General features: G+C 61.4%; 27 protein-coding genes and 1 other RNA gene. 12 read left to right on the top strand and 16 right to left on the bottom strand.

The window, feature by feature from the left end:
• Positions 1 to 33 precede the first annotated feature (33 nt).
• Positions 34 to 264, bottom strand: coding sequence for a sulfurtransferase TusA family protein (locus KUV51_RS06560; protein ID WP_222520759.1), 231 nt, complete (start codon positions 262 to 264; stop codon positions 34 to 36).
• A gap of 94 nt (positions 265 to 358) precedes the next feature.
• Between KUV51_RS06560 and KUV51_RS06555 the strand changes: the two genes are divergently transcribed.
• From KUV51_RS06555 to KUV51_RS06540, 4 genes are all read left to right on the top strand, one after another.
• Positions 359 to 1111, top strand: a complete 753-nt coding sequence (locus tag KUV51_RS06555) for a cytochrome c biogenesis CcdA family protein (RefSeq protein WP_222520758.1) — start codon at positions 359 to 361, stop codon at positions 1109 to 1111.
• 84 nt (positions 1112 to 1195) lie between these two features.
• Positions 1196 to 2431 carry a SoxR reducing system RseC family protein gene (locus KUV51_RS06550; RefSeq protein ID WP_222520757.1) on the top strand — a complete coding sequence of 412 codons (1236 nt, stop codon included), beginning with the start codon at positions 1196 to 1198 and terminating at the stop codon, positions 2429 to 2431.
• Positions 2428 to 3768: a cytochrome P450 gene (locus tag KUV51_RS06545; RefSeq protein ID WP_222520756.1), complete on the top strand. Its 1341-nt coding sequence runs from the start codon at positions 2428 to 2430 to the stop codon at positions 3766 to 3768. Before KUV51_RS06550 ends, KUV51_RS06545 begins: the two co-directional genes overlap by 4 nt.
• Positions 3769 to 3853: 85 nt before the next feature.
• Complete coding sequence (locus KUV51_RS06540) at positions 3854 to 4747, top strand: fructose bisphosphate aldolase (RefSeq protein ID WP_222520755.1); 894 nt, start codon at positions 3854 to 3856, stop codon at positions 4745 to 4747.
• 359 nt (positions 4748 to 5106) lie between these two features.
• Here KUV51_RS06540 and KUV51_RS06535 read toward each other — a convergent pair whose 3' ends face one another.
• From KUV51_RS06535 to fumC, 4 genes are read right to left on the bottom strand one after another with little or no spacing between them, the layout of a single operon-like run.
• Positions 5107 to 5322: a ribbon-helix-helix domain-containing protein gene (locus KUV51_RS06535; RefSeq protein ID WP_222520754.1), complete on the bottom strand. Its 216-nt coding sequence runs from the start codon at positions 5320 to 5322 to the stop codon at positions 5107 to 5109.
• On the bottom strand, positions 5319 to 5468 hold the full coding sequence (locus KUV51_RS06530; RefSeq protein WP_222520753.1) for a hypothetical protein: 150 nt from the start codon (positions 5466 to 5468) through the stop codon (positions 5319 to 5321). Before KUV51_RS06530 ends, KUV51_RS06535 begins: the two co-directional genes overlap by 4 nt.
• A gap of 41 nt (positions 5469 to 5509) precedes the next feature.
• A complete protein-coding gene (locus KUV51_RS06525) occupies positions 5510 to 5722 on the bottom strand; it encodes a DUF4169 family protein (RefSeq protein WP_222520752.1) in 213 nt (70 codons plus the stop codon).
• A gap of 7 nt (positions 5723 to 5729) precedes the next feature.
• Entirely contained in the window at positions 5730 to 7121 is a 1392-nt protein-coding gene (gene fumC, locus KUV51_RS06520) for a class II fumarate hydratase (RefSeq protein ID WP_222520751.1), read from the bottom strand.
• A 180-nt stretch (positions 7122 to 7301) separates the two neighbouring features.
• On the opposite strand from fumC, the gene KUV51_RS06515 reads away from it, so the two are divergent.
• Positions 7302 to 7871, top strand: coding sequence for a hypothetical protein (locus KUV51_RS06515; RefSeq protein WP_261385670.1), 570 nt, complete (start codon positions 7302 to 7304; stop codon positions 7869 to 7871).
• A gap of 4 nt (positions 7872 to 7875) precedes the next feature.
• On the opposite strand, the gene KUV51_RS06510 is transcribed toward KUV51_RS06515, so the two are convergent.
• From KUV51_RS06510 to KUV51_RS06465, 10 genes are all read right to left on the bottom strand, one after another.
• On the bottom strand, positions 7876 to 8379 hold the full coding sequence (locus tag KUV51_RS06510) for an SspB family protein (protein ID WP_222520750.1): 504 nt from the start codon (positions 8377 to 8379) through the stop codon (positions 7876 to 7878).
• Between the two features lie 75 nt (positions 8380 to 8454).
• On the bottom strand, positions 8455 to 9705 hold the full coding sequence (chrA, locus tag KUV51_RS06505) for a chromate efflux transporter (RefSeq protein WP_222520749.1): 1251 nt from the start codon (positions 9703 to 9705) through the stop codon (positions 8455 to 8457).
• Positions 9702 to 10430 (bottom strand): rhodanese-like domain-containing protein, encoded by a 729-nt coding sequence (locus KUV51_RS06500; protein ID WP_222520748.1) that lies wholly within the window; start codon positions 10428 to 10430, stop codon positions 9702 to 9704. The genes chrA and KUV51_RS06500 overlap by 4 nt, the downstream gene beginning before the upstream one ends.
• A 150-nt stretch (positions 10431 to 10580) precedes the next feature.
• Entirely contained in the window at positions 10581 to 11009 is a 429-nt protein-coding gene (locus KUV51_RS06495; protein ID WP_222520747.1) for an ester cyclase, read from the bottom strand.
• A 91-nt stretch (positions 11010 to 11100) separates the two neighbouring features.
• Positions 11101 to 11452: a transfer-messenger RNA gene (gene ssrA, locus KUV51_RS06490) on the bottom strand.
• Positions 11453 to 11528: 76 nt separating this feature from the next.
• Positions 11529 to 11882: a DUF4345 family protein gene (locus tag KUV51_RS06485; RefSeq protein WP_222520746.1), complete on the bottom strand. Its 354-nt coding sequence runs from the start codon at positions 11880 to 11882 to the stop codon at positions 11529 to 11531.
• 37 nt (positions 11883 to 11919) lie between these two features.
• Positions 11920 to 12612 carry a lysophospholipid acyltransferase family protein gene (locus KUV51_RS06480; RefSeq protein WP_222520745.1) on the bottom strand — a complete coding sequence of 231 codons (693 nt, stop codon included), beginning with the start codon at positions 12610 to 12612 and terminating at the stop codon, positions 11920 to 11922.
• Positions 12613 to 12683: 71 nt separating this feature from the next.
• Positions 12684 to 13331 carry a hypothetical protein gene (locus KUV51_RS06475; protein WP_222521269.1) on the bottom strand — a complete coding sequence of 216 codons (648 nt, stop codon included), beginning with the start codon at positions 13329 to 13331 and terminating at the stop codon, positions 12684 to 12686.
• Positions 13332 to 13336: 5 nt separating this feature from the next.
• Positions 13337 to 14740 (bottom strand): selenium-binding family protein, encoded by a 1404-nt coding sequence (locus tag KUV51_RS06470; protein WP_222520744.1) that lies wholly within the window; start codon positions 14738 to 14740, stop codon positions 13337 to 13339.
• A 74-nt stretch (positions 14741 to 14814) separates the two neighbouring features.
• Positions 14815 to 15570: a FadR/GntR family transcriptional regulator gene (locus tag KUV51_RS06465; protein ID WP_222520743.1), complete on the bottom strand. Its 756-nt coding sequence runs from the start codon at positions 15568 to 15570 to the stop codon at positions 14815 to 14817.
• Between the two features lie 86 nt (positions 15571 to 15656).
• Here KUV51_RS06465 and KUV51_RS06460 point away from each other — a divergent pair, with 86 nt between their 5' ends.
• The 6 genes from KUV51_RS06460 to KUV51_RS06435 all read left to right on the top strand — a co-directional run bounded on the left by KUV51_RS06460 (position 15657) and on the right by KUV51_RS06435 (position 20297).
• On the top strand, positions 15657 to 16445 hold the full coding sequence (locus tag KUV51_RS06460) for a DUF2182 domain-containing protein (RefSeq protein ID WP_222520742.1): 789 nt from the start codon (positions 15657 to 15659) through the stop codon (positions 16443 to 16445).
• A gap of 1 nt (position 16446) precedes the next feature.
• Positions 16447 to 17154, top strand: a complete 708-nt coding sequence (locus KUV51_RS06455) for a DUF1326 domain-containing protein (protein ID WP_222520741.1) — start codon at positions 16447 to 16449, stop codon at positions 17152 to 17154.
• Positions 17151 to 17660: a DinB family protein gene (locus KUV51_RS06450; RefSeq protein WP_315898797.1), complete on the top strand. Its 510-nt coding sequence runs from the start codon at positions 17151 to 17153 to the stop codon at positions 17658 to 17660. The genes KUV51_RS06455 and KUV51_RS06450 overlap by 4 nt, the downstream gene beginning before the upstream one ends.
• Positions 17660 to 18763, top strand: coding sequence for a dimethylsulfoniopropionate demethylase (locus KUV51_RS06445; protein ID WP_222520740.1), 1104 nt, complete (start codon positions 17660 to 17662; stop codon positions 18761 to 18763). Before KUV51_RS06450 ends, KUV51_RS06445 begins: the two co-directional genes overlap by 1 nt.
• An 89-nt stretch (positions 18764 to 18852) precedes the next feature.
• On the top strand, positions 18853 to 19839 hold the full coding sequence (gene acuI / locus KUV51_RS06440) for an acryloyl-CoA reductase (RefSeq protein ID WP_222520739.1): 987 nt from the start codon (positions 18853 to 18855) through the stop codon (positions 19837 to 19839).
• A 41-nt stretch (positions 19840 to 19880) separates the two neighbouring features.
• Positions 19881 to 20297: an HIT family protein gene (locus tag KUV51_RS06435; protein WP_222520738.1), complete on the top strand. Its 417-nt coding sequence runs from the start codon at positions 19881 to 19883 to the stop codon at positions 20295 to 20297.
• A gap of 29 nt (positions 20298 to 20326) precedes the next feature.
• On the opposite strand, the gene KUV51_RS06430 is transcribed toward KUV51_RS06435, so the two are convergent.
• A complete protein-coding gene (locus KUV51_RS06430; protein WP_222520737.1) occupies positions 20327 to 22168 on the bottom strand; it encodes a BCCT family transporter in 1842 nt (613 codons plus the stop codon).
• Positions 22169 to 22614: 446 nt separating this feature from the next.
• On the opposite strand from KUV51_RS06430, the gene KUV51_RS06425 reads away from it, so the two are divergent.
• Positions 22615 to 24309 carry a BCCT family transporter gene (locus KUV51_RS06425; RefSeq protein ID WP_222520736.1) on the top strand — a complete coding sequence of 565 codons (1695 nt, stop codon included), beginning with the start codon at positions 22615 to 22617 and terminating at the stop codon, positions 24307 to 24309.
• Positions 24310 to 24345: the final 36 nt, after the last annotated feature.

The raw sequence follows: 24345 nt of genomic DNA, 5'->3' as shown, positions 1-24345 counted from the left end.
GAAAGATCGAAGGGCGTGCCGGTGGCGCGCCCTTTATCCCTTGCGGATGGCGTAGCGCTGGACGGGCCCATCCGTGTCTGCAGAGACGAGCGTGTGCCCCGCCTCGGCACAGAAATGGGGCACATCCACCACGGCAGCGGGATCGTCAGCCGCGATGATCAGGATGTCACCGGAGGACAGTGCTTGCAGGCGTTTGCGTGCCTTGAGCACGGGCAGGGGGCAGAGCAGCCCAACGGCGTCGAGTTCGTGTGTGTTATCGTCCATACCGGCAGAGTTAGGCGCGATGTTACATCCTGTCCACAGACATGTGACCGATGGCCCCCGTGACCTGAGCCGCAAGGGCGGTTAGGTGGGATACATGTTCGGAATCGATATCATCGACGCAAGCCTGATCCCCGCGATGAGCGTGGCACTTCTGGCGGGCATCATCAGTTTTCTTAGCCCCTGTGTGCTGCCCATCGTGCCGCCTTACCTAGCCTACATGTCGGGCATGACCGTGGGCGAGATGTCGGACGATCAATCCGGTCGCAGCCGCGCGACGTTGACGGCCCTGTTTTTCGTGCTGGGCCTGTCGACGGTGTTCATTTTCCTGGGTTTTGCTGCCTCGGCGTTTGGCGCCTTTTTTCTGCAGAACCAGGTGCTCTTTGCGCAGATCTCCGGCGTCATCATCATGATCTTTGGTCTGCACTTTCTGGGCGTGTTCCGCATTCCCTTCCTTGACCGCGAAGCGCGGATGGAGGCGGGGGACCAGGGTGGGTCGGCCTTTGGGGCATATATCCTCGGGCTTGCCTTTGCCTTTGGGTGGACACCTTGCATCGGACCGCAACTGGGCGCGATCCTGACGTTGGCCGCGACAGAGGCGTCCGTGACGCGGGGCACATTTCTGCTGGGCGTCTATGCCGCGGGCCTTGGCATTCCGTTCCTGCTGGCGGCGATGTTCATGAGCCGTGCCATGGGCCTGATGAACCGGATCAAGCGGCACATGGCGCTGATCGAGAAGGTGATGGGCGGTCTGCTATTGCTGGTCGGCGCGGCCATGTTGTTTGGCCTGTTTACACGATTTTCGTTCTGGCTGCTTGAGCAGTTTCCAGCACTGGCGACGCTCGGCTAAGCGGTTTTTGCCGCGCAGATCGCGTCGGTCTCCGCCTTACTTTGGCCTCAGAACCACGCTAGGGTGCGCCAAAGAGGTGCATGAATGAGCAGGTCGCATCCAAAACCAGTCACGCGGCGCCGGGTGTTCTATATTCCCGGCTATGACCCGATTCATCCCCGCCGCTACCGCGAGCTCTATCGCAAGGAGGGGGCAGCGCAGGCTGCCATTTCCGGCTACGAGATTGCGCTGACACCCGCACCCAAATCCGAGCATTTCGGCTGGCAGGTCGATGCGCGGATCGGCGATCAGGCTGTGCATGCGGATGTCGAGGTGCTGGTCTGGTCCGACATTGTGCGGGACAGTATGGAGGCGTCCATTCCCGGCACCTACCTGCAACTGGTGCGCACCGCATGGACCTATATCGCCTCGGGTGCGTTGCGCCGATTGATGCGTTTGCGCAAAGGGCCGGTGATTGCGGCGCTGTATCCTGTCGGCATGTTGCTCTTGCAGTTGCTGATTGCCTACGTGGCAGGTGCTCTCATCCTTGCCTTTGGCAAGGCGTTGCTGGCGCCGTGGCTTGGCCTCGCGGGCGAGGTGATTGCCGCAGTGGCAGGTGTTTTGGCTTTTGTGGCGCTGCTCCGTTGGTTCAAGGCCAAGGACGGCAAGTTCTTTGCCTATTACCTAATGCATGACTACGCCTATTCCGCTGCTTCGAAAGGTGCCAACCCGCCTGCATTGGAAGAGCGTATGCGTGCGTTTCAGGACAGCATAGCGGCAGCGCTTGAGGACAATGTGGACGAGGTGCTGGTGGTCGGCCATTCCTCGGGCGCGCATCTGGCGGTGTCGATCCTGGCCGACCTTATCCGTGCCGGACGGGTTCCGGCCGATGGTCCGGCGCTTGCCTTCCTGTCGCTTGGCCAGGTTGTGCCGATGGTATCCTTCCTGCCCGACGCGCATCGGTTGCGGGCCGATCTGCAATATCTGTCGGCGCGTGATGAGCTGACCTGGGTGGATGTGACAGCACCCGGTGATGGCTGCGCCTTTGCCTTGTGCGATCCGGTGTCGGTGTCGGGTGTGGCCCCTGAAGACAAGCGCTGGCCGCTGGTGTTCTCTGCCGCCTTTACGCAGTCCTTGAGCCCCGCTCGGTGGAAAGAGTTGCGCTGGCGGTTCTTCCGTCTGCATTTCCAGTATCTCTGTGCCTTTGATCGGCCCAGGGATTACGATTATTTCCAGATTACCGCCGGACCGATGACACTAGCCGACCGCTACGCTGACCGGCCGCCGTCGAAGTCGCGCATCGATGTGCCCGTGTCGAAATACACCAGCGTGGCGGCATGAACCCACCGAAGCCCCCAAGCCGCCCGGACCGTGTATCGTTGTGGCGCTACATGCAGCTTTTCCGGCAGGACATCCTGTCGGCGCAGCCTGCGCGGCTTTATCGCGCGTGGATGGCCGAATTTCGGACGCCGTTTTTCCGCAGCTATCTGATGAACCAGCCGGAGCTGGTGAAAACGGTGCTGAAGGACCGGCCTGACGACTTTCCCAAGTCCGACCGCGTGGGCGAGGGGTTGCGCCCGCTTTTGGGCAACTCCGTCTTTTTGACCAACGGAGAGGTTTGGAAGCGGCAGCGGCGGATCATCGACCCTGCCTTCGAAGGGGGCCGACTGCGTGAAACGTTTCCAGCGATGTGGGCCGCGTCCGAGGCGGCGGCGGCACGGTTGCCGGAGGGCGTGGTCGAGATCGAGGAGCAGACGAGCCACGCGGCGGCGGATGTGATCTTTCGCACGTTGTTTTCCATTCCCATCGAGGACGCGCTGGCGACCGCCGTTTTTCACGAGTTCCGCACCTATCAGCGCAGTCAGCCGATCCTGAACCTGGCCGCTTTCGTGCCTCTGCCCCGCTGGATGCCGCGTCTGTTTCGTCGGGACACGCGCGCCAGTGCGGCCCGCATCCGGGGATTGATCGGGCAGTTGGTGGATCGGCGGGCCGATGAGATTGCGGCAGGCAAGGCCCCGGATGATCTGGCGACCAAGATCATGACGACCCGCGACCCGGTGACGGGCGAAACGTTCACGCCCGAGGAAATGGTCGATCAGGTGGCGATCTTTTTCCTCGCCGGGCATGAGACGAGCGCGTCTGCGCTGGCCTGGGCGCTGTACCTGATGGCGCTGTACCCGGAGTGGCAGGAGAAGGTGGCCGCGGAGGCGCAGGCGCTGGAGGCTTGCGATTTTGCGGTGATGTCGAAGCTGCCTGTCACCCGCGATGTGTTTCGGGAGACGCTGCGCCTGTACCCGCCCGTGCCGATGATGGTGCGCGAGGCGACATGTCCTGAGCGGTTTCGGGATCGTGACGTGAGAAAGGGCAGCCAGCTGGTGCTGAGCCCGTGGCACCTGCACCGGCACGCGCGGCTGTGGGAGCGCCCCGATGCGTTCGATCCGGGCCGCTGGCAGACGGAGAATGGTCGGGCTTGCGGGCGTGATGCCTACATCCCGTTTTCTGCGGGCGCGCGGGTGTGCACGGGCGCGGGCTTTGCCATGGTCGAGGGCCCGCTGATTCTGGCGCGATTGTTGCGGGATATGGCGGTTTCTCCGGTCGAAGATCGGGTGCCTGTGCCCGTGGCGCACCTGACCGTGCGCGCCCAGGATGGAATTTGGCTGAATCTTGCCAAAAGATAGCGCAAACAGCACCTTGGCGGGATGACGTTGGGGCGGCGAATGGGTTAGGTCTGTCGCAATTGAAGCGATGACTTTGGAGCACGGGATGACCGACTTTGCCAAGATGCGGGACCAGATGGAAAACGGAAGCGGCTTTATCGCTGCCTTGGACCAGTCGGGGGGATCGACGCCCAAGGCGCTGGCGCTGTATGGCGTGGATGCGTCGGACTACGGGTCCGAGGAAGAGATGTTTGCCGAAATTCAGCGGATGCGGGCACGCATCATTCTGAGCCCGGATTTCACCAGCCAGAAGGTGATCGGCGCGATCCTGTTCGAAAAGACGCTGCACGAGCAGATCGAAGGGCAGGCGGTGCCCTCCTATCTGTGGGAAAAGCGCGGTGTCGTGCCGTTTCTGAAGATCGACAAGGGGCTTCAGGACGAGGCGGACGGCGTTCAACTGCTGAAGCCCATCCCGGGCTTGGCGGAGACGCTCGCCGCGGCCAAGCCGCTGGGGATCTACGGGACCAAGGAACGGTCCGTCGTGCACAGCGCGAATGCGGACGGGATCAAGGCCATTGTCGACAACCAGTTCGAGGTGGCGCATGAGGTCATCGCGGCGGGCATGGTGCCGATCATCGAGCCGGAAGTGAACATCAAGTCCGAGACGAAGGCCGAGGCCGAAGCAATGCTGGCCGAGGCGTTGATGGCACAAACCGAGACACTGGGCGAGGGGCAGGACATCATGTTGAAGCTGACACTGCCCGAACAGCCCGGCATCTATGATGCGCTGGCGGATCATCCGCGTGTTCAGCGCGTGGTGGCACTGTCTGGCGGATATTCGACCGATGATGCGAGCGCGCGGCTGGCGCAGAATCACAAGATGATTGCAAGCTTCAGCCGGGCCCTGACCGAAGGGTTGCAGCGTGACATGACCGACGATGGGTTTCATGCGGCCCTGGGCGGGAATATCGACCAGATTTATCGGGCGTCCATCGCCTGAACGGTTTTCGGCGCGAACACCGGGTGGAAATCGGCGCGACTTCCGGAACCCGCTCGGTTTTCCGCGCCGGAAAACCTACGGAAAGTGTGTCGCTTTCCGGCTACGTAAGAACCCGAACCGGTTCGGCGTTGCAGAAGACAACGGTCTGGCACGCAATTTCAACGGCGCGGAACCCCGCCGTTGCAGTTCCGCCAGGAACCGCTCACGACCAATCAATCTGTCAGTGTCGCGGGCTTGCGTCGAATGACAGCGCCATCGCGTACAGCCTTGGATCGAAATAGGTCGCGCATATAGCTGTCGGGATCTAGCGATCAGGCTGTGGCAGTTCGGGTCATGCCGCATGCCTGCCGCGAGTGTTCTTAACGGTCCATGAAATGTCGCAAGACAAAGACGCGGATGGCCGAGGCCAGACCGATATCGCCTCGTGTTGCATCAATTTCGGCCGCCAAGTCGTTGATTGGACGGTTTTTCAGTGCTGCTATGGTGCGAAATGCGTCCCAGAATTCGGGTTCCAGGGACACGCTTGTCCGATGCCCTTTGAGGGTGAGGGAGTGTTTTTGTGGGCGCGCGCTCACTGATCCGCCCAAAAGCGGCGCGATGGGTCGAGTCGGGCGATGCGTTCATACGTGTTCAGAACACGCGCCAGGGCGCCTTCATTGGCGCGGATGTAACGTCTTGCGCGGCGCAAGGCGCGAATGCGCTTTTTGTCAGCTTGGGTCATGGAACACCTGTACCTCTTAACGCGCACATCATGGCGAAGGTTTATGGCTTTTTGTCGTTCCCATTCGCACCATACGGGGGTGTTTCGGCGGCTTTGCCATCCAAATCTCGCGCCGCGCGCGTATTTTCGTGTTTCGCGTGCTGTTTCTGCGCCTTGCTCAGCCCAAACGTCACCGCATTGGCATCTGCGCGCGCCTTTTTCTCGGCGCGCGCTCGGGCCTTGCGGGCCTTGTTCAGATTGATCGGCTCAGTCATCGCTGTATCACTTGGGTCCGATCATGTTTTCGGGGCGCACGACCTCGTTGAACCGCTCTTCGGTGACAAAGCCCAGCTTGACCGCCTCTTCAATCAGGGTTGTGCCGTTCTTGTGGGCCGTTTTGGCGACGGTTGTGGCGTTGTCATAGCCGATTTCTGGCGCCAGAGCGGTCACGAGCATCAGCGATTCACGCATCAATTTGTCGATGCGCGTCTCGTCCGCCTGCAGCCCGTCAATCAGGTTGTCGGTAAAGGCGACGCTGGCATCGCCCAGAAGCTGCATGGATTGCAACACATTGTAGGCCATCATGGGTTTGTAGACGTTCAACTCGAAATGGCCCTGAGACCCGGCAAAGCCCACAGCTGCGTCATTGCCCATCACGTGGGCGCAGACTTGCGTCAGCGCCTCGCACTGGGTCGGATTCACCTTGCCCGGCATGATGGAAGACCCCGGTTCGTTCTCGGGCAGGACCAGTTCGCCCAGACCGCAGCGGGGGCCGGAGCCGAGCAGGCGAATGTCGTTGGCGATCTTGAAGAGCGAGGCGGCCACGGTTTTCAGCGCACCCGACATCTCGACCATGGCGTCATGGGCGGCGAGCGCTTCGAATTTGTTGGGCGCCGTGACGAAGGGCAGGCCGGTGATGTCGGCCATGTGGGCTGCGACCGCTTCGGCCCAGCCGACCTTGGTGTTGAGGCCGGTGCCTACGGCGGTGCCACCCTGAGCCAGTTCATAGATGCGCCCCAGCGCGTCCTTGACCCGCTGGATGCCCATGGCGACCTGATGGCTGTATCCCGAGAACTCCTGGCTCAACGTCAGGGGTGTTGCGTCCTGTGTATGGGTGCGCCCGATCTTGATGATGCCGTCGAACTGGGCGACCTTCGCCTCGAGCCCTTTGTGCAGCTTTTCCAAACCCGGCAGCAGAACATCGCGCGCCGTCATCGCGGTCGAGATGTGCATCGCGGTCGGGAACGTGTCGTTCGAGGATTGGCCCATGTTGCAGTGATCGTTGGGGTGGACCGGATCCTTGGAGCCGATCGTGCCGCCCAGGATTTCGATGGCGCGGTTTGCGATCACCTCGTTGGCGTTCATGTTCGATTGTGTGCCCGAGCCGGTCTGCCAGACCACCAGCGGGAAGTTGTCGTCGAGCTTGCCTGCGACCACTTCGCCCGCCGCTTCGATGATCGCATCGGCGCGTTTGGCGTCCAGCGTGCCTTGCGCCTTGTTCTGCATGGCGCAGGCTTTCTTGATCACGCCCAGCGCCCGGACCACGGCGACAGGCTGCTTTTCCCAGCCGATCGGAAAGTTCATGATCGAGCGTTGCGTCTGCGCGCCCCAATACTTGTCGGACGGGACCTCCAGCGGGCCAAAGCTGTCGGATTCGGTGCGAGTGTCGGCCATGGAGCGGCTCCTTGTTGCGCAATGTCGTCTTCGTGTATTGCATGTACCGGGCGTATGCCTGCCAGACAAGCGCAGGCGGTGCGCATGTCCCTGCCATGTGATCACAAGCCGCATACCCGAGGGTGCATCCGCCTTTTGCACTCCCTATATAACAGGTGCCGAAAGAATGAGGGCCGATCCATGACCGTATCACGCAGCATGACCCGCTTGTCGCCACAGGGTGTCTTGACCACCCTGATGACCCTGGGCATCGCCATCCTGGCACTGGCCGGTGCTGCGCGCGCGGATATTGCCCCTTTCGTTGGATCCTACACCGGCAGTGCGGAGGTTGTGCAGGTCGACGGGACCACGGTTCCACGCGACATGAGTGTCGAGATCAGCCAGTCCAGGTATGGCTTCACCGTCACGTGGACGTCGGTGACCTACCGCGCGTCGGGCAAGGTTTCGGAAAAGTCCTATACCGTGGATTTCGTGCCGAGCGGGCGGGGACAGGTCTATGCTGCGGCGCAGAAGAAGAACGTGTTCGGGCACGAGGTGCAGCTCGATCCCATGAAAGGCGAACCCTATGTCTGGGCGCGGATCGTCGGGAGCACGCTGACCGTCTTTTCCCTGTTTGTCGATGTCGATGGCGGATACGGTCTGCAGCAATATGATCGCACACTGACCGAAGGCGGGCTGGACCTTCGCTTTCAGACCATCCGGGATGGTCGCATTCTTCGTGCGGTTGATACGTTCCTGGAGCGCGGCTAGGCCGCTATTTGCGGAAGCTGTCGAGAGAGACGATGTCGGCGTCCTTGCCGTCCTTGGTTTCGCTCGTGGCGTCATCCGCCGGTTTGGGGGCGGCCGGAGCGCGGCTGGGCAGAATCTCGGGCGGGGTCGCTGGCGCGGAGGCGTCGTCCTCTTCCCCCTGGGTTTCGAAGCGCAGGCCGAATTCCACGGACGGATCGACGAAGGTCTTGATCGCGTCATAGGGGATGTAGAGCGGTTCGGGTGCATCACCGAAATTGAGCGTGACGGCGAAGCCTTCGCTGCCCACGTCGAGATTGTCGTACCAGTGCTGCATCACCACCGTCATTTCGCCCGGATAGCGGTCGCTGAGCCAGTCGGCCAGTTCGGCGTCGGGGTGGCTGGTGTCGAAGGTGATGAAGAAGTGGTGCGCGCCGGGCAGGCCGTTTTTGGACACATCGGTGAGCACCTTGCGGATGAGCCCCCGCATGGCCTCGTGCATCAGGTTGCCGTAATCAATGCTGCGGCTCATGGTATCCCCCGTGGTGCTTGGTCCAACCATATCCCAATTTGACCGGGAGGGAAGGGGCCGCGGGCGCTGTTCGCGCTAAACGGCCCCCAGGAGGGACAGAGCGCAACCTGCGCCGGCCATCATTGCCAATGTTGTGAGCAATCCGACGCGCAACCGCAACATCAGGTACGCTGCCGTGAGGGTCAGCAGGCAGGCCCAGATGTTCAGCGTGGACAGATCGGGTTGAGGCAGTGCCAGAAGGGTGCTGCTTGTGACCGTGCCGAAGACGACGTGCAGTGCGAACCACACCGACAGGTTCAGGATCACCCCGACAACGGCAGCCGTGATCGCGGACAGAGCCGCCGACAGGCGCGGCCGCGCGGCGATGTGGTCCAGATAGGGACCGGCGGCGAAGATCCACAGAAAGCAGGGCACGAAGGTCACCCAGAGTGTCACTGCTCCGGCGGCCAGCGCGAGGGCAAGGCCGCCCTGTGCATAGCCCGCGAGCAGGGCCACGAACTCGGTCACGAGGATCAGGGGGCCGGGGGTCGTTTCGGCGAGGCCCAGCGCGTCGATCATTTGCCCGGTGGTGATCCAACCGTGATCCTGCACCACCTCCTGCGTCATGTAGGCCAGCACCGCATATGCTCCGCCGAAGGTGACAATGGCCAGCTTGGAAAAGAACAGGCCAATCTCGAGCAGGAAATCCTGAGCCGTGAACCAGAGCAAGATAAGCGGCGCGGCCCAGAGCGCGGCAAAGGCACCTACGGCAGGTAACGTGCGCCCTTGCGAGGGTCCAGCCGTGTTCGCGGGTCGGTTCCTTGCACGCAAGGCCCCGAAGACGCCCGCGCCCAGAACGACCAGCGGGAACGGAAGGCCAAGGACAAACAGGGCGACAAAGGCCGTTCCTGCAAGTGTCCACGCCGCCGTATCCGTCAGCGCTTTTTGCCCGAGGCGCAGGAGCGCTTGGAGTACGACGACGATCACGGCCGCCTTGACCCCGAGAAAGGCGGCCTGCACCAGCGGAACCTCCCCGAATTGCACATAGGCCAGTGCCAGGGCGAGGATGACCATTGCCCCGGGCACCACAAACAGAAGCCCCGCCAGCACGCCACCCGCGACACCACGCAGCCGCCAGCCCGCATAGGTGGCAAGCTGCATCGCCTCTGGTCCCGGCAAGAGCATACACAGCGACAGGGCCCGCAGGAACTGATCCTCGCTCAGCCACCTTTCGCGGTCCACAAGCGCGTCGTGCATCAGCGCAATCTGTGCGGCCGGGCCACCGAAGGACAAAAGACCGATCCGGCCAAAGACCCGGGTCATCTGGGACCAATTCTGTTCCATCATATGCGATTCTGCCCGGTCAACTGGCGATGTGCGAGCCACGCAGCGTCAAGGATTGGCAATGCGGCTTCGACCAAGTCTTCATCAGTTTCATGAAGATGAGGCAACGTGTCGATCCACGTCGTTCCCGGCGTCTGGCCGGTCTCGATGGCGTCGATATGGGCCAGCAGGTCCGGCTCTGTCAGACCAAGCGTCGCGCAGGTCGATGTCAGCGTGGCCTTGTCATGCAGTGCCTGCGCGTCGAACCGGTCTGCAACATCCTGGACATGATCGGCGGGAACCCAAAGAAGGGTTGCGCCCGCATCGAACCATCGCCGGATGATCCAGGCGCCGAGCGCGGCGCGGCGATCTCTGGTCGCAGACAGAACCCATGAGACGCCTGGGGCCGGACCCATGGCGGAGGCAAGGGTTGGATAGTCTTCATCACGCCACGCCTCGCTTCCGCCCGACAGGACATGTGCGTCATACCCGGCGCTGCGCAGATGCGCAGCGGCACCGTGGGACAGTTTTTGGCCCTTGTGGCAGATGGTCACGACACGACGTGCGCGGTCCAACCTGTCCGCGAATGCGACAACCTGGTTGTGCGGGACATGGCGCGCGGTGGGCAGTCGATGGGGGTTTTGCGCGATATCCTCGGGCAAACGGACATCAAGCAACTGGGGCATGCGGTGCGTGCCCAAAAGCGGCAACAGTTCGGTAAGGGAAATCGCGTTGGGCGTATGGTCCATGATGGCATCCTTTGAGCACAACAAAAGGATGCGACATTTGGGCCAGCACGGATGCAACGCCTGATGGGGCCGTCGCTTTGTCCCCGCGTCTTGCGTAGCCGGTCGCGACGGCTCGGGTCAAGTCCGGTAGGTTGCGCCGCATGTCGGCGCTTAGCGCAGTCGGTTGCCGCTGAGCATCACGGCCATGGCGTTTTCAGGCAGCAGGCCCAATTGCTCGAACAGGGTCAGGGAGTCGGTGCCGGTATACACCTCTGCAATCTGCTCGCCTTCGAAGCGGGCAATCACCTGACCGAAGACATGAACGGGATCGCCGGTGTCTGCCGAATGGCTCTTGATCTCGACCAGGGCGGAGAGCCAGTCATCCTGTTCCATCGTGATCGGCAGTGTGATTTCGATGTCCCCAAGGAGTTCACGGACCATGGTCACCAGCTCGGTCAAGTCCTCGATCGAGAAGGGCATGTCGCCCATGATCCCGCGCGAGCGGGCATTGGGGGCGAGGAATTTGGGGATCGCGTCAAGGTCTCCCTCAGTCCACACCTCGTCGTACCAGCCTTGAAGGATCTTGACCTTGTCGGGCATATGTTTTGTTCCGGATCAGCTTCGTTGTGCCAAACTGGTAGCGCGCGGTTCTTAACAACCATTGAAGCCGTGCGAAAAAGACAGGGGGAGAAGTGCAGGCTTCTGTTGCCAGGTGCCTGCGGACCCCGCCTTACGCGGCTAGGCGCAAGGGCTTAAAGTCGGTTCGACTAGGACTGCTTACGCAGCCATAGCAACCGGAGCACGATTGTCGTTTGCAATTGTACTGTTTTCGCCGGTAACGGTGGCAGACAGCCGAGACAAAGCTAACCCCTTTAGACGTCCGTCGATCCTGTTTCGGCCCCATGATCCCGCAAACGACAGGATGTTTGGTGGAGCCGCCGGGTACCGCCCCCGGGTCCGATCCGCTTATTGCGAGCGCGTTTATGTCCATAGTCCCGAAGGACATTACGTACATATGCGAGCGCAGTGTGCTTTGCAATCGGCGGGTGCCTCCGGCGGGGATTTTTGAAACAGGGAAGAGTGGGTGTGTTACGTGAGCTTCGATGCGCAATGCATTGATCAAAATGGATTTGCCGCGATAAACCATGCTGCGAGCGCTGCCTCTATTCCGCCAAACAGCATGACTTTTCTGACCGGTGGATTGTCCAGAAGCAGGGAAATGCCGCGCCCGAGTGCGGCTCCGGCAAAGGCGAAACCGATCATGGCATAGCCAAGGGGTGCATTGATCCACATCGCCGCGAGGCCCGCCACGACGAAGAGCCCGCCGACCGAGGCCCGCATTTCGCTGAGCCCCATGGTGCTTTCGGTTGGCGCGAGGTCGAGCGCAGACGCGGTGTAGCGGGGGGCCAGAAAGCCGAAGAGGCCGAAGGCGATGGTCAAGAGGGCGGCAACGATGTTCAGGATGGCGATCATGGTCGGCAACTAGGGCCTTGTGCCGCGCGAGGCAAGGTCAGAAGTGGTTGCGGATGGGTGTGTTCAACTTGTCTTCGAGATCCTGGTTGAAGGCAGCGAGGTCGGCCTTCGAGTTCAAGTCGTCCACCGTCTTGATATCGACCGAGATGTGGCGCCGCCCCTTGCTGCGTCCGATGAAGGTCCAGAAATAGTCGTAGCTTGCCGTCTGGAACCTGCCCAACCCCTCAAGACGCAAGATCAACACGGGCCGGCCCGGGTTTCTTTGCAGGATGTCGCGGGCGCCTGACAGATGCGGTGCAATGATTTCCGGTTCCTGCTTGCGCGTGTGGCCTGCCGGAAACAGCAGGATGCTTTCCCCGCGGTCGAGCGCTGCGAAGATGCGGGCCATGCTGGTCTCTTTCTGCGCCTGGCGTTTTTCGGCGGGCCAGCTTTTGGGCGAGCTGACAGGGATGGCGCGGGCCACGAACATCGGAAACCACTGCACCCAGTTGTAGTATTCCTTGTAGTGAACCACGGGTCGGATGCGCTGGGTGGTATAGAGGATTGCCGCGATCAGCGGGCCGTCGAAGCGGCTTACGTGGGTCGCCAGGATAAGCGCGCCGGACGTGTCCTGAAGCAGGTGTTTGCCTGAGCAACTGACGTTGTAGAACAGTGCGAAATAGGTGCGCACGATGGCGAAGAAGAAGTGTCTCAGCCATTTGCCGAGCGTGTTGTCGATGAACCGCACCATGCCTTGATGTACCTGAGTGTTCGTACTGGCGCCGACAGTCGCGCCCGGCTGTCCTTAGGTCAACGCCTTTCTCAGAAGGCGGTCCACAGGCCGATGCCGCCCACGAGGATCAGGCTCAGCGCCCAGACCATTTCAAGGTCGAACCAGCCGCGTTTCAGGAAGTTGAGGCCGAGCCAGCGGTGTACGGCGTAGGCGACGGCACCACCGGAGCCCATCATGGCCACAGTATGCAGGACAGCGACCGCCAGGGCGAGCACGGTGGTTGCCATCAGGGCGGAGGCGGCGCGGTGGCCCGCGTCGAGTTCTTCGATCGCGCAGAGGCCGAGATAGATGGGGACCAGCATGAGCGCCGCACCATGGGCGAGGGCCACGAGGAACGACCAGAGCGTCAGCTTGTGCGGTGGGATACGGGCGAGAAAACGGGGGTGTTTGCGCGTGATGGCGAGGTAGAGGCCCATACCGATGACCAGAACGCCCGCGCCGATGCGGATCTCGCTTTCAAAGTCGATGAGCAGGGTCATCATGGAAAAGGGCAGCAGGATGCCAAGCATCGCTGCGAAGTGGCCGAGCGACAGCGCCCCCAGCGCGGGCCAAAGCGCGCTGCGCCGCCGCTCGAACAGGGCCGACGATACGGCAAGGGGCCAGCCCATGCCGGGGTTGAGGCCGTGGTAGAGGCCGGAGAGGATCACGGCGAGCCAGAGGCCCGCCGCGGTTGTCATGTCCATTAGCCCACCGACGGGTAGCAGAAGCTGTCGGTCGAACAGTCGCCGCCCTCAAGCCGGATCTGGTGGCTGCGGTAGCCTTCGGGGAAGTCGATCCAGAAGTCGGGATCGAGGGCAAAGCCACCATCATCACCCACACGTGCCATGACCATCGCCGCCCCTCGGTCACCGGGATAGAACTGGTCGTCCCACGTGGAATAGAGCGAGTTGGTCCAGTAGACGCGTTTGCCGTCGCGGCTGACCTCGACCATCTGCGGGCCATAGCCAAATGCCTTGCCGTTGGGGTGCTTGTGGTTGGCGACGATGCCGCCAATCTCGACCTTGCCGGCAAGAACCGGGTTCATCGGATCAGACACATCGTATTGGTGCATCTCGCCCAGCCCCCAGCACGCGACGTAGAGGTATTTGTCATCAAGGCTCAGGTCGATGTCGGTGACCAGCGGCGGCACAGCGCCGAACCCTTTGAGCAACTCGGGCAGGTCGTCGGCATCGGCGGGCACCGGATCAATGGTGATGGTCTTCTTGGCCTGCCATTCGCCATCCTCGTCGCGCCACCAGGTAAAGATCGCGCCTTGCAGGTTGGTGGTGTCTACCACGACGCCGCAGAAGCCGTACTCTTTCACCGGATCGTGGGCGGGGCGAATTTCCAGCGCCATCTGGTGATTTTCACCCAAGTCCAGCGACTTGACGACCTTGCGCCCACGCAAGTCCCAGAAGTGGATTGTGTGGCCGTATTTGTTGCTGAGCAGGTCCTCGGGCACCACGCCGTTTTCGAACTGCGGCGGCAGGCCCCATTCGCTGCTGACCATGTAGTCGCGGGGCAGGTTCCACCAGAAGTCATAGTGCTTGTCCTGTATACCGCGGTCCATTTCGTAGCGACCCAAGATCTCGAAACTTTCGCAATCCATGATGAAGATGCCGGGCGGTCCGTCTGTGCCATCCTCGCCGCCGCCACCCAGGGTCGAGACGTAGATGCCTTCAGGGCCGCAATGGATGGTGTGGGGACGGGAGTAGCCCGTTTTGGCCATCAGCTCTTCGGGCTCGATGATCTTGTGAACCTTGGCCTGCAGCGGCTCCTTCACGTCGATGATGTAGATGCGCGAGGACCGGATGCCGGGGATGATCAGGTAGCGCCGTTCGAGAAAGGCGTGGCCGGTGAGCGGCGACAGGGCCGAGGAACAGGCGTTCCAGCCGAAATGGTGAAATTCGTCGCCAAGGTTGTCCACGTATAATTCATGGACGATCTGGCTATAGGTCTTGCTGTCCGGGTCAACATCCACCACGGCGAGGCCGTCGGGTTTGGATCCATCCGGACTGAGCATGAGCGTAAAGGCCAACTTCTCGACCGGCGCGTGGATCGCATCATTGGGCGAGGGGTAAAATGTTGGATCAGGTCTCAAATTCATAGGCTTCCTCCCTGAAGCGTGTGTCTGTCAGTGCCCGGCCCCTCGGCTGCCTTTGCGACTTGATTGGGGAGGGATCAGGCGGTCTTGTGCTCCTTTTCTGCGGCCCGGTTTTCACGGGACTTGACGACAGAATGCGCCAAGAGCCGCGTGTAGGCTTCTAGTTTGATCAGTGTTGCGTCGACGGTGGGCGCATCCTGTGCCTCGACCGCGTCAGCGATATCCGTGTGCAGGGCCACGATCTCTTCCCGCGAACGTGCGGTGAAGGTGATCATGTTCATCAGAGGCTGCATCGCCTCGACCGCACCGGCAAGCTGGTAGCTGAGCACCTTGTTGCCCGCACCATCGACAAGGGCGCGGTGAAAGGTGACGTCGGAGGCGCAGAAAGCCTCGTCCGTGAGACCCGGCTGCCCCTGCCGGTGAATCTCGGCGCGCATGGTTGCCAGTTGATCCGGTGTCCGGCGCTGTGCAGAGAGCGGGGCGCAGGCCCGTTCCAGCGCATAACGTGCCTCGCAGGCGACATCGAAGCTGACAGCATTCATCGACAGCAGCAGGGTCGACGTCGTGACCTGCTGGGCATAGGCATCTTCGAACCGCAGGCGGTTGACGAAGGCGCCGCCCGATGCGCCGCGTTGCGTCCGGATCAGCGATTGTGCGGCCAACCGTTTCAGGGCCTCGCGCACCGTCGGGCGTGATACATCAAAGTGATCGGCAAGTTCGGATTCGCTCGGTAGGCGTTGATCTACGATAAGGTCGCCCGCAATGATCGCGTCCCGGATCGCCTTGGCAATCTGGGCCGACAGGTCCACCGCGCTGTCGGGATCAATTTTCATGCGCGCACTTTTTCATTTGTCATACATTTTATTGTCTGACATTTAATCTGGCAAGCACTGAGTCGCGGTTCAGTCGGGGAGGACACATGCCGCATCTTGTAAGGTCCACGCTTTGGCTCGGGTTTTTCGGTGCCATTCTGGCGTCCTGGTGGGTCATGTATTCGATGTCTGTAGACATGGATGTCGACCTGATCGGACGGCCCGGCGAGATGGGCGCCCGGATGGCTGCCATGGACCCGCGTATGCCCATGTATATGCCGATGGCGAATTTCGGACCGCTGTTCGCGATGTGGGCCATTATGATGGCGGCGATGATGCTTCCGACGTTGGTGCCGACCCTGCGCAGTTACGAGGACCTGATGGTCAGTGCCACGGGAACGCGCGCCGGGTGGTTGGGCGTAATCGTTGGGTATTTCATTGTTTGGGTGCTCTTCGCTGCCCTCATCGCGGGTGTGCAGCTTGCTTTGCTCTTTGGTGGTATCATCGACATGCTGGGCATACCTAAGACCACCACATTTGCGGGCCTGCTGTTGCTGGCCGTCGGTCTGTTTCAATTCACCCGAGCGAAGGAAATCTGCCATGGCGTCTGCCATAGCCCCATGACGTATTTTCTTGGCCACTGGCGCACCGGCTTTGCGGGCGGCCTGCGTATGGGCCTCGGCCTTGGCGCGTTCTGCGTGGGCTGCTGCTGGGGGTTTATGGCGCTCGGATTTGTCGGTGGGGTGATGAGCCTGCTCTGGATGGGCCTCGCAACGCTCTTCATGGTGATCGAAAAGCTGCCCCAGGTCGGGCATGTCGTCACCAAACCCATGGGGGTCGTGCTGACCCTTGCAGGGCTGGCCGTGCTGGTCTGGCCCCTTGTGAACGGAGGATAGAATGGCCGTAAAGAAACGCCCCGACGCGGACAAACTGCCCGTCAGTCAGCGCATCGACAGCCGGATGCCAAACCCGGGCCGCCGCCAGATGTCGCCCACGGAATGGGCCATCAAGGGCGAGTTGTTCCTGAACTGCTCGTGCGAGGTCTTCTGCCCTTGCGTGGTCTCGCTGGGCGCACACCCACCCACCGAAGGACACTGCCACGCCTGGATGGCCATCGCCATCGACGAGGGGCATTTCGAGGGCGAGGACCTCAGCGGCCTGAACGTGGGCCTAATGGTCGACATCCCTGGCCGGATGGGCGAGGGCGGTTGGCGCGTCGCGGCCTATGTGGACGAGCGGGCGAGCGGCAAGGCATACAACGGTATCCTTCAGATCTTCTCGGGCGCTGCGGGCGGCACGACAGGCCTGTTCACAATGCTCGTAAGCGACATCGTGGGCGCCGAGCGCGAAAAGGTCGAGATCGTGCGCGACGGCAAGAAGCGCGGGCTCTATATCGGGCGCAAGATCCAGGGCGAGATCGAGATGATCGACGGGAAGTCGCCCGATCACCCTGTGATGATTTCCAATTCCAAGTACTGGATGGGCCCCGACATCATCGCGGCGCGCGGCGTGAAATCGAAGGTGCGTGACTACGGCCGCATCTGGGACTTTGGCGGCAAGTCGGCCGAAATCTGCCCGATCGACTGGAAAGGTCCCAAGCCGTGATCGACGCGGGTTATGTGCGCACCATGGCCCGTTACAACGCCTGGCAGAACCGCCAGTTGACGGAGATGCTGACGGGCGTGCCGGATGACGAGCTGCGCAAGGACCGTGGCGCGTTCTTCGGCTCAATCATGGAGACCCTGAACCACATCCTGTGGGGCGACACGATCTGGATGAGCCGGTTCACCCCGGATGTGGCCCCACCTTCGGTACCGGCAGAAAAACACAGGGAATTCACCCCTACTTTTGCGGTTTGGAGCGCCGAGCGGTTCCGCATGGATGGCACGATCCGGCTCTGGGCCGACGGTCTCGATACCGTTGACCTGAAAACCGAACTTTCCTGGTATTCCGGCATGACGCAGCGCGAGCTCCAGGCGCCTCTCGAAACCTGTGTCGCGCATTTCTTCAACCATCAAGCCCACCACCGTGGCCAGATCCACGCCATGATGACCGCAGCAGGGCTGCAAGCACCGGTCAGCGATCTGGTCTTTATGCCAAAGGACGAGTAATGGCTGTCATATCCCCCTCGCGCCGCCTGCGCCGCACACCGTTTTCCGACGGGGTCGAGGCGGCAGGCGTCAAAGCCTACACCATCTACAACCGGATGCTGCTGCCCACGGTCTTCGAAAGTGTGGAAGCGGACTACCGCCATCTCAAGGATCACGTGCAGATCTGGGACGTGTCCGTTGAACGGCAGGTTGAGCTGCGTGGCCCCGATGCCGGCCGCTTGATGCAGATGCTCACCCCGCGCGACCTGCGCCGGATGCTGCCCGGGCAATGCTACTACGTGCCCATCGTGGACGAGACAGGCGGGATGCTCAACGATCCCGTCGCCGTGAAGCTCAGCGAGGACCGCTGGTGGATTTCGATTGCCGACAGCGACCTGCTCTTGTGGGTCAAGGGCATTGCCAATGGCTACCGTCTGGATGTGCTGGTGGACGAACCGGACGTGTCACCGCTCGCCATTCAGGGACCGAAAGCCGATGAGCTCATGGCGCGTGTGTTCGGGGATCGCATCCGGGATATCCGCTTTTTCCGCTTCGACATGTTCCAGTTCGAAGGCGCGGATCTTGCCATCGCGCGGTCTGGCTATTCCAAGCAGGGCGGCTTCGAGATTTATGTCGAAAACGGCGAATTGGGAATGCCGCTCTGGAACGCACTCTTTGACGCAGGGGCAGACCTTCAGGTGCGCGCAGGGTGTCCCAACGCGATCGAGCGGATTGAAGGCGGGCTTCTGTCATACGGCAACGACATGACCGACGACAACACGCCCCACGAGTGTGGATTGGGACGCTTCTGCGACACCCAGACCGCGATCGGCTGTATCGGTCGTGACGCGCTCTTGCGCGTGTCCAAGGAGGGTCCGGTGCAACAGATACGGGCCATTTCCATACACGGTGAGCCTGTGCCGACATGCGACCGACCCTGGCCGCTTTATGCCGGTGGCAAGCGGGTGGGGCAGGTGACCTCTGCCGCCTGGTCGCCCGACTTCAAGACCAACGTCTCCATCGGTATGGTGCGCATGACACATTGGGATCCGGGCACGGAGTTGGAAGTTGAGACCCTGGACGGCATGCGCCGCGCGACGGTGCAAGAGGCGTTCTGGATTTAGAGTACGGGACTGAGGGGCCAGCCCCTCAGACTCCCCGGGATTTTTTTGAAACAGAGAAGGGGTGGACCCTTCGCGACATGGAGAGCGACATGTTCAATGCACTGGTGGTCAACAAGGATGAGGAAAGCGGCAAGACGTCCGCTGCGGTGACCGAACTGTCGCTGGACGATCTGCCACAGGCTGAGGTGACCGTGGCGGTCGAATACTCGACCGTGAACTACAAGGATGGTTTGTGCATTGGCCCAGGAGGCGGTCTGGTGCGCAAGTATCCGCATGTGCCGGGCATCGATTTTGCAGGCACCGTCGAGGCATCGGACGATGACCGCTACAAGCCCGGCGACAAGGTCGTGCTGACAGGCTGGCGCGTCGGTGAGGCGCATTGGGGCGGCTACTCGCAGAAGGCGCGGGTGAAGGCCGACTGGCTGGTGCCGCTGCCCGACGGGCTGGACACACGGCAAGCCATGGCCGTGGGCACGGCTGGGTTCACCGCGATGCTCGCCGTGATGGCGTTGGAAGATCACGGGATCAAGCCGGGACCGGTGCTGGTCACAGGCGCCGCTGGCGGGGTCGGTTCTGTAGCCACCGCGATCCTGGCCAACCTCGGCCACAAGGTCGCTGGCGTGACCGGTCGGCCTGAGACGGCGGACTACCTGACCTCTCTCGGCGCGACGCAGATCGTCGCGCGGGAAGAGATTAACGAAACCACCAAGCGCCCGCTGGAGTCCGAAACGTGGGGCGGCTGCGTTGATGCCGTCGGTGGCGCGATGCTAGCGCGCGTGCTGGGGCAGATGGAGTATGGTGCATCCGTTGCGGCCGTCGGCCTTGCGGGAGGCGCAGGCCTTCCCGCCACCGTCATTCCCTTCCTGCTGCGCGGCGTGAACCTTCTGGGCATTGACAGCGTGATGCAGCCCTATGACAACCGCGTCCGCGCGTGGCAGCGCATCGCCAAGGACCTGCCCATGGACAAGCTCGAGGCCATGGTGCAGCCCGCAACCCTGTCCGACCTGCCGCAACTGGGGGCAGACATTCTGAAAGGTCAGGTCAAGGGCCGCGTCGTGGTCGACGTGAACGCCTGATCGGTCTAAACGGGTCTTCGACCACCCATTCGGAGACCCGCATGACCGCCTATGACGACAACAATATCTTCGCCCAGATCCTGCGGGGGGAGATCCCATGCTTCAAGGTCTATGAAGATGATGACACCCTGTGTTTCATGGACATCATGCCACGCACGGACGGGCATTGCCTTGTGATCCCCAAGACGCCGTGCCGCAATGTGCTCGACGCATCCGACGCGCAATTGGCGGCGGTCATGTCAACGGTCAAGAAAGTGGCGAATGCAGCCAAGTCGGCATTTGATGCCGACGGGATCACCCTTCAGCAATTCAACGAAACGGCAGGCGGGCAAGAGGTCTTTCACCTGCATTTCCACATTCACCCGCGGCACGAAGGTGTCTCCATGCGCCCACCTGGCACGATGGGCGATATGGATGTGATCAAGGGCCACGCCGAAAAGATCAGCGCAGCCCTGTAGGGTGCGCATTAACTGCGCACCCTACGGCATCACTCGGCAGGTTGGCCCACCGCGTCATCCGCCTTTTCCCGGCGGCTGTCGTTGATCAACGCCTTTGCCAACGCCACCGCCATCAGCACCATGACGAAGGTAAAGGGCAGGGCGCCCACGATCATCGCGTCCTGAAGGGGCGCAAGCGCGTCGGCATTGTTGGGATCAATCGCACCTGCAATCAGCAGGCTTGCAATCACACCGGTCAGGATCAGGCCCCAGACGATGCGGTGCCGGATTCCCGTTTCCTGCGCACCGCCGGACATGATCGTGTTCATCACCAGAATGCCCGAGTCTGCCGATGTCACGAGGAAGGTCATGATCAGTACCACGCACATCAGGATCACAGCACCCAACAGCCAGTCCGGCAGGATCATCTCCAGCGACACAAACAGCTTGTTGGTGTTTGAGGCGGCAATGATGGCACCATCGGCCACGCCCTGCAGCTCGTTGTTGACCGCGGTCCCACCAAGGATCGTCAGCCATGCAAAGCACACCAGTGACGGTGCGATGACACAGCCCAGGATGAACTCGCGCACCGTGCGCCCCTTGGAAATGCGTGCCAGAAACAGTCCGACAAAGGGCGAGAAGGCAATCCACCACGCCCAGTAGAACGTCGTCCACCCCGACTGCCAACCAAACAGGCGCCCTTGGGCACCCGCCTCATAGGCTGCGGCCTGAGCGGACGGATCAAGCGATGCTGCCTCGCCCTCGAGCCCGGCGACAAAGCCATCATAGCTGCCCCACGCATCCGTGGCCCCGGCGTAGAGTGCGCCGGCAAGCGGCTCGGCCTGGGCGGGCAGGGCGGTTGTGAACGCCTCTTGCGACAGGGGGCTGTAGGCTTCGAAGCTGAGCGGGATGAAGTTCCAAAGGTAGTCCGCCAAGGCTGTGCCATAGGTCGTGAGCGCAAAGAGGAACGAACCAAAGACAACGAAGGTCAGGAGCAGCAGCATCGACAGAACGAGGTTGAGGTTCGACAGATACTTGATCCCGCGCCCGACACCAGACACCGCCGACAGGATCGACATACCCATGATGATGCCAAGGGCTGCAAGCAGTCCCACGGTTGAGGGTTTGGGGGCTGCACCCTCCGCCGCATCGCCCATCAACCACTCCATCCCGGTCACGTTGTAAACACCATCGACAAACTGGCTCACCCCGTAACCGATGGTCACCGCAACCCCGAGGATCGTTGCCACAACCCCCAGCACATCGACGACATGGCCCAGAAATCCATTGGCAAAGCGGCCCAGAAGCGGGGTCAGCGCCGACCGGATCGTGAGGGGCATGTCACGGGTATAGGCATAGTAGGCCAGGCTCAGCCCGGTGATCACGTAGATAGCCCAGGCATGAAATCCGAAATGCAGCAACGAATAGCGGAACGCCGATTGCACGGCGTCGGCACTGTTCGGATCGGCACCTTGCGCCAGGATCACAGGGTTCGAGCCCCACAGACCCACCGGCTCTGCCGTGGCAAAGACCATCAGGCCTACGCCCAAACCCGCGCCGAACATCATCGCGAACCATGAAAAGGTGGTGAATTCCGTCTGCGTGTCCTCGCCGCCCAGCTTGCGTTTGCCGACGGGCAGGGCCGCCAGCACGAAAAGGAAAAACGCAAAGAAGCCAACCGAAATGATGTAGAAGGCATTGAAATCCTGCAGCGTGGCCCAATTCCACGCATCCAGCGTCTGGGTGGCCGTAACAGGCCAAAGGATCGCCCACAGTACCAAAGCCACCATCGTGACTTTCGAGATCAGCGCGATGGGCAGGCTATGTCCTTTGTAAAATCCGGAATCCTGAGTGTTGATCTCAAGATCCGTAAACGGTTCTCGTATCGCCATTGAACTGGCTCCCTGTGATTTTTTTGTCTGATCCGGTGTCTGTCTGACCGGCAAATCTGCGGGCGAAACTCTCGTGGATGTGCACGTCGCTCACATTGAAACGCATCTTCGCGCGCTACGTGCATAAGGGTGGCAGGGTTGCTTGCGAAAACTGGTGATTCTGCGACGGCAGCCCGCTGGTATTTGACGTTTTTTGTCGGTCAAACACCGATTTTGCGTCCGAATCTTGAAAAAATGAGACAAACGCAACGGGGACAGTGCCGGATCAGGCGCATTCTTAAGCGTGTCTTGGCGAAGAAGACTGAAATTGCCTACTCGAATTTCATATACGACACAAAACCGGCGATCTTGCGCCAATTACGACGCCGAATGCAGCAATTAACCCTTCGCCAATGCGCGGACCCATGCTTTTCTATTGTCATAAAAATGACAACAGGAAGGTAACCATGTCTATTCAACCTCCTTTGACGGAGCTTCCGATCAAGACCGCCGACAGCGGTTTTTATCGCGGGTTCAGCGTCAATGTTGCGGTGATCAGTAAGATCATCATCAGTTTACTTGTCGTCTGGTGTATCGTCTGGCCAACCGAGGCTGGCACGATCCTAGGCGACTGGAACAGCGTCATCCTCGAAAACTTCGCCGCGTGGTACATCTGGGTGGTGACATTCTTCGTGCTGGTTTGCCTTGGCCTTGCCATCTGGCCGACCGCAGGCAAGCTGAACCTCGGCCAACCTGGTGAAAAGCCTGAATTCAGTAACTTCTCGTGGTTTTCCATGATGTTCGGCGCCGGGATCGGCGTGGGCATGCTGACCTGGGCCGTGGCCGAACCGGTGGCACACTTCAAGAACAACCCGTCCGTCATCCAAGGCACCACGACAGCGCTGGGTGCGGACAACGTGCGCGAGGCCTATGTCTGGTCGTTCCTGCACTGGGGTCTTGGCGCTTGGGCCTGTTACGCCATCGCCGGTTTGGCGCTGGCGTTCTTCAGCTACCGCCGCGGTTTGCCCCTGACGATCCGCTCGTCGCTGACACCGCTCTTCGGTGCCAAGCTCTCGGGCTTTTTGGGCAACCTGATCGACATCGTGGCCGTTGTGGCGACCATCCTCGGGGTGGCGCAAACGCTCGGCTTCGGCGTTGAGCAGTTCGTGGCTGGCCTGACCCGGATCGGCATCGGTGGCCTGATGGAAGAAAGCGGTTCCGCAACCACACTCGGCATCATCGTGGCCCTTCTGGTCATCATGGGCGCCTCGACCCTGTCGGCGCTGTCCGGCGTGGGCAAGGGCATCAAATGGCTGTCCAACATCAATATGGTGCTGTCCATCTTCCTGCTGGGCTTCTTCATCCTGTTCGGGGCGACGTTCTTTGGTGCTGCGGCCTTCTTTGTGGGCATCTGGGACTACCTGATCGCGCTGCCGTGGCTCAGCTTCAACGTCTACGCCTCTGACGGTGTCGAAGGCTCCGAAGCGTTCCTGCTGGCGCAATGGCAGGGCTGGTGGCCGGTGTTCTACTGGGCCTGGTGGATCGCGTTCGCACCCTTCGTTGGCCTGTTCCTGGCGCGCATCTCGCGCGGTCGGACCATCCGCGAGTTCGTGCTGGGTGCGATGATCGTGCCGTCTCTGATGTGCTTTGTCTGGTTCTCCTGGGCCGGTGGCACCGCCATCGACCTCGAGCTGAACGGCGATGCAGGTGGTGTCATTCTGGACGCGGCCAATGGCGACAAGATCTTTGCCATGACCGAGTTCATGCTGGCGCCCATCGCGCAGTTCCTGGCTTGGGCTATGGCGGTCGTGATCGTTGTCCTGCTGATGACGTTCCTCGTGACGTCCGCCGACTCCGCTGTGCTGATCGTGAACACGATCAACGCTGCCGGTGACGAAGGTCCAAAGGCACGTCCGCACATCCTGTTCTGGGGTTCTGCCCTGGGTCTTGTGGTGGCGGGTCTGCTGATCTCCGGCGGGACCGGGGCCATCCAAACCGCCATGGTGATCGGGGCGCTGCCGTTCTCGATCGTAATGGCGCTGATGTGTCTGGCCCTGATCAAGGCGATCTACAATGACGGTCGCCGCGAGGCTGCAGGCGTCCCGGCCGTGCACTCGGAAATTCCGGGCGCCACGGGCAACGGGCTGTCGCCTGCCGAGTAGCACGCAGTCACACGCGTAAATCATGGGCCCCGGCGC

Source organism: Tateyamaria omphalii (genome assembly GCF_019802125.1).
Classification (GTDB): Bacteria; Pseudomonadota; Alphaproteobacteria; order Rhodobacterales; family Rhodobacteraceae; genus Tateyamaria; species Tateyamaria omphalii_B.
Note: the sequence above shows the minus strand (reverse complement) of the source record. Positions and strands in the feature narration are given on the sequence as shown.

Excerpts from the sequence above, each read along its gene's own strand:
- KUV51_RS06560 (WP_222520759.1), bottom strand. The coding sequence starts at position 264 with ATGGACGATAACACACACGAACTCGACGCCGTTGGGCTGCTCTGCCCC.
- KUV51_RS06555 (WP_222520758.1), top strand. The coding sequence starts at position 359 with ATGTTCGGAATCGATATCATCGACGCAAGCCTGATCCCCGCGATGAGC.
- KUV51_RS06550 (WP_222520757.1), top strand. The coding sequence starts at position 1,196 with ATGAGCAGGTCGCATCCAAAACCAGTCACGCGGCGCCGGGTGTTCTAT.
- KUV51_RS06545 (WP_222520756.1), top strand. The coding sequence starts at position 2,428 with ATGAACCCACCGAAGCCCCCAAGCCGCCCGGACCGTGTATCGTTGTGG.
- KUV51_RS06540 (WP_222520755.1), top strand. The coding sequence starts at position 3,854 with ATGACCGACTTTGCCAAGATGCGGGACCAGATGGAAAACGGAAGCGGC.
- KUV51_RS06530 (WP_222520753.1), bottom strand. The coding sequence starts at position 5,468 with ATGACCCAAGCTGACAAAAAGCGCATTCGCGCCTTGCGCCGCGCAAGA.
- KUV51_RS06525 (WP_222520752.1), bottom strand. The coding sequence starts at position 5,722 with ATGACTGAGCCGATCAATCTGAACAAGGCCCGCAAGGCCCGAGCGCGC.
- fumC (WP_222520751.1), bottom strand. The coding sequence starts at position 7,121 with ATGGCCGACACTCGCACCGAATCCGACAGCTTTGGCCCGCTGGAGGTC.
- KUV51_RS06515 (WP_261385670.1), top strand. The coding sequence starts at position 7,302 with ATGACCGTATCACGCAGCATGACCCGCTTGTCGCCACAGGGTGTCTTG.
- KUV51_RS06510 (WP_222520750.1), bottom strand. The coding sequence starts at position 8,379 with ATGAGCCGCAGCATTGATTACGGCAACCTGATGCACGAGGCCATGCGG.
- chrA (WP_222520749.1), bottom strand. The coding sequence starts at position 9,705 with ATGATGGAACAGAATTGGTCCCAGATGACCCGGGTCTTTGGCCGGATC.
- KUV51_RS06500 (WP_222520748.1), bottom strand. The coding sequence starts at position 10,430 with ATGGACCATACGCCCAACGCGATTTCCCTTACCGAACTGTTGCCGCTT.
- KUV51_RS06495 (WP_222520747.1), bottom strand. The coding sequence starts at position 11,009 with ATGCCCGACAAGGTCAAGATCCTTCAAGGCTGGTACGACGAGGTGTGG.
- KUV51_RS06485 (WP_222520746.1), bottom strand. The coding sequence starts at position 11,882 with ATGATCGCCATCCTGAACATCGTTGCCGCCCTCTTGACCATCGCCTTC.
- KUV51_RS06480 (WP_222520745.1), bottom strand. The coding sequence starts at position 12,612 with ATGGTGCGGTTCATCGACAACACGCTCGGCAAATGGCTGAGACACTTC.
- KUV51_RS06475 (WP_222521269.1), bottom strand. The coding sequence starts at position 13,331 with ATGACAACCGCGGCGGGCCTCTGGCTCGCCGTGATCCTCTCCGGCCTC.
- KUV51_RS06470 (WP_222520744.1), bottom strand. The coding sequence starts at position 14,740 with ATGAATTTGAGACCTGATCCAACATTTTACCCCTCGCCCAATGATGCG.
- KUV51_RS06465 (WP_222520743.1), bottom strand. The coding sequence starts at position 15,570 with ATGAAAATTGATCCCGACAGCGCGGTGGACCTGTCGGCCCAGATTGCC.
- KUV51_RS06460 (WP_222520742.1), top strand. The coding sequence starts at position 15,657 with ATGCCGCATCTTGTAAGGTCCACGCTTTGGCTCGGGTTTTTCGGTGCC.
- KUV51_RS06455 (WP_222520741.1), top strand. The coding sequence starts at position 16,447 with ATGGCCGTAAAGAAACGCCCCGACGCGGACAAACTGCCCGTCAGTCAG.
- KUV51_RS06445 (WP_222520740.1), top strand. The coding sequence starts at position 17,660 with ATGGCTGTCATATCCCCCTCGCGCCGCCTGCGCCGCACACCGTTTTCC.
- acuI (WP_222520739.1), top strand. The coding sequence starts at position 18,853 with ATGTTCAATGCACTGGTGGTCAACAAGGATGAGGAAAGCGGCAAGACG.
- KUV51_RS06435 (WP_222520738.1), top strand. The coding sequence starts at position 19,881 with ATGACCGCCTATGACGACAACAATATCTTCGCCCAGATCCTGCGGGGG.
- KUV51_RS06430 (WP_222520737.1), bottom strand. The coding sequence starts at position 22,168 with ATGGCGATACGAGAACCGTTTACGGATCTTGAGATCAACACTCAGGAT.
- KUV51_RS06425 (WP_222520736.1), top strand. The coding sequence starts at position 22,615 with ATGTCTATTCAACCTCCTTTGACGGAGCTTCCGATCAAGACCGCCGAC.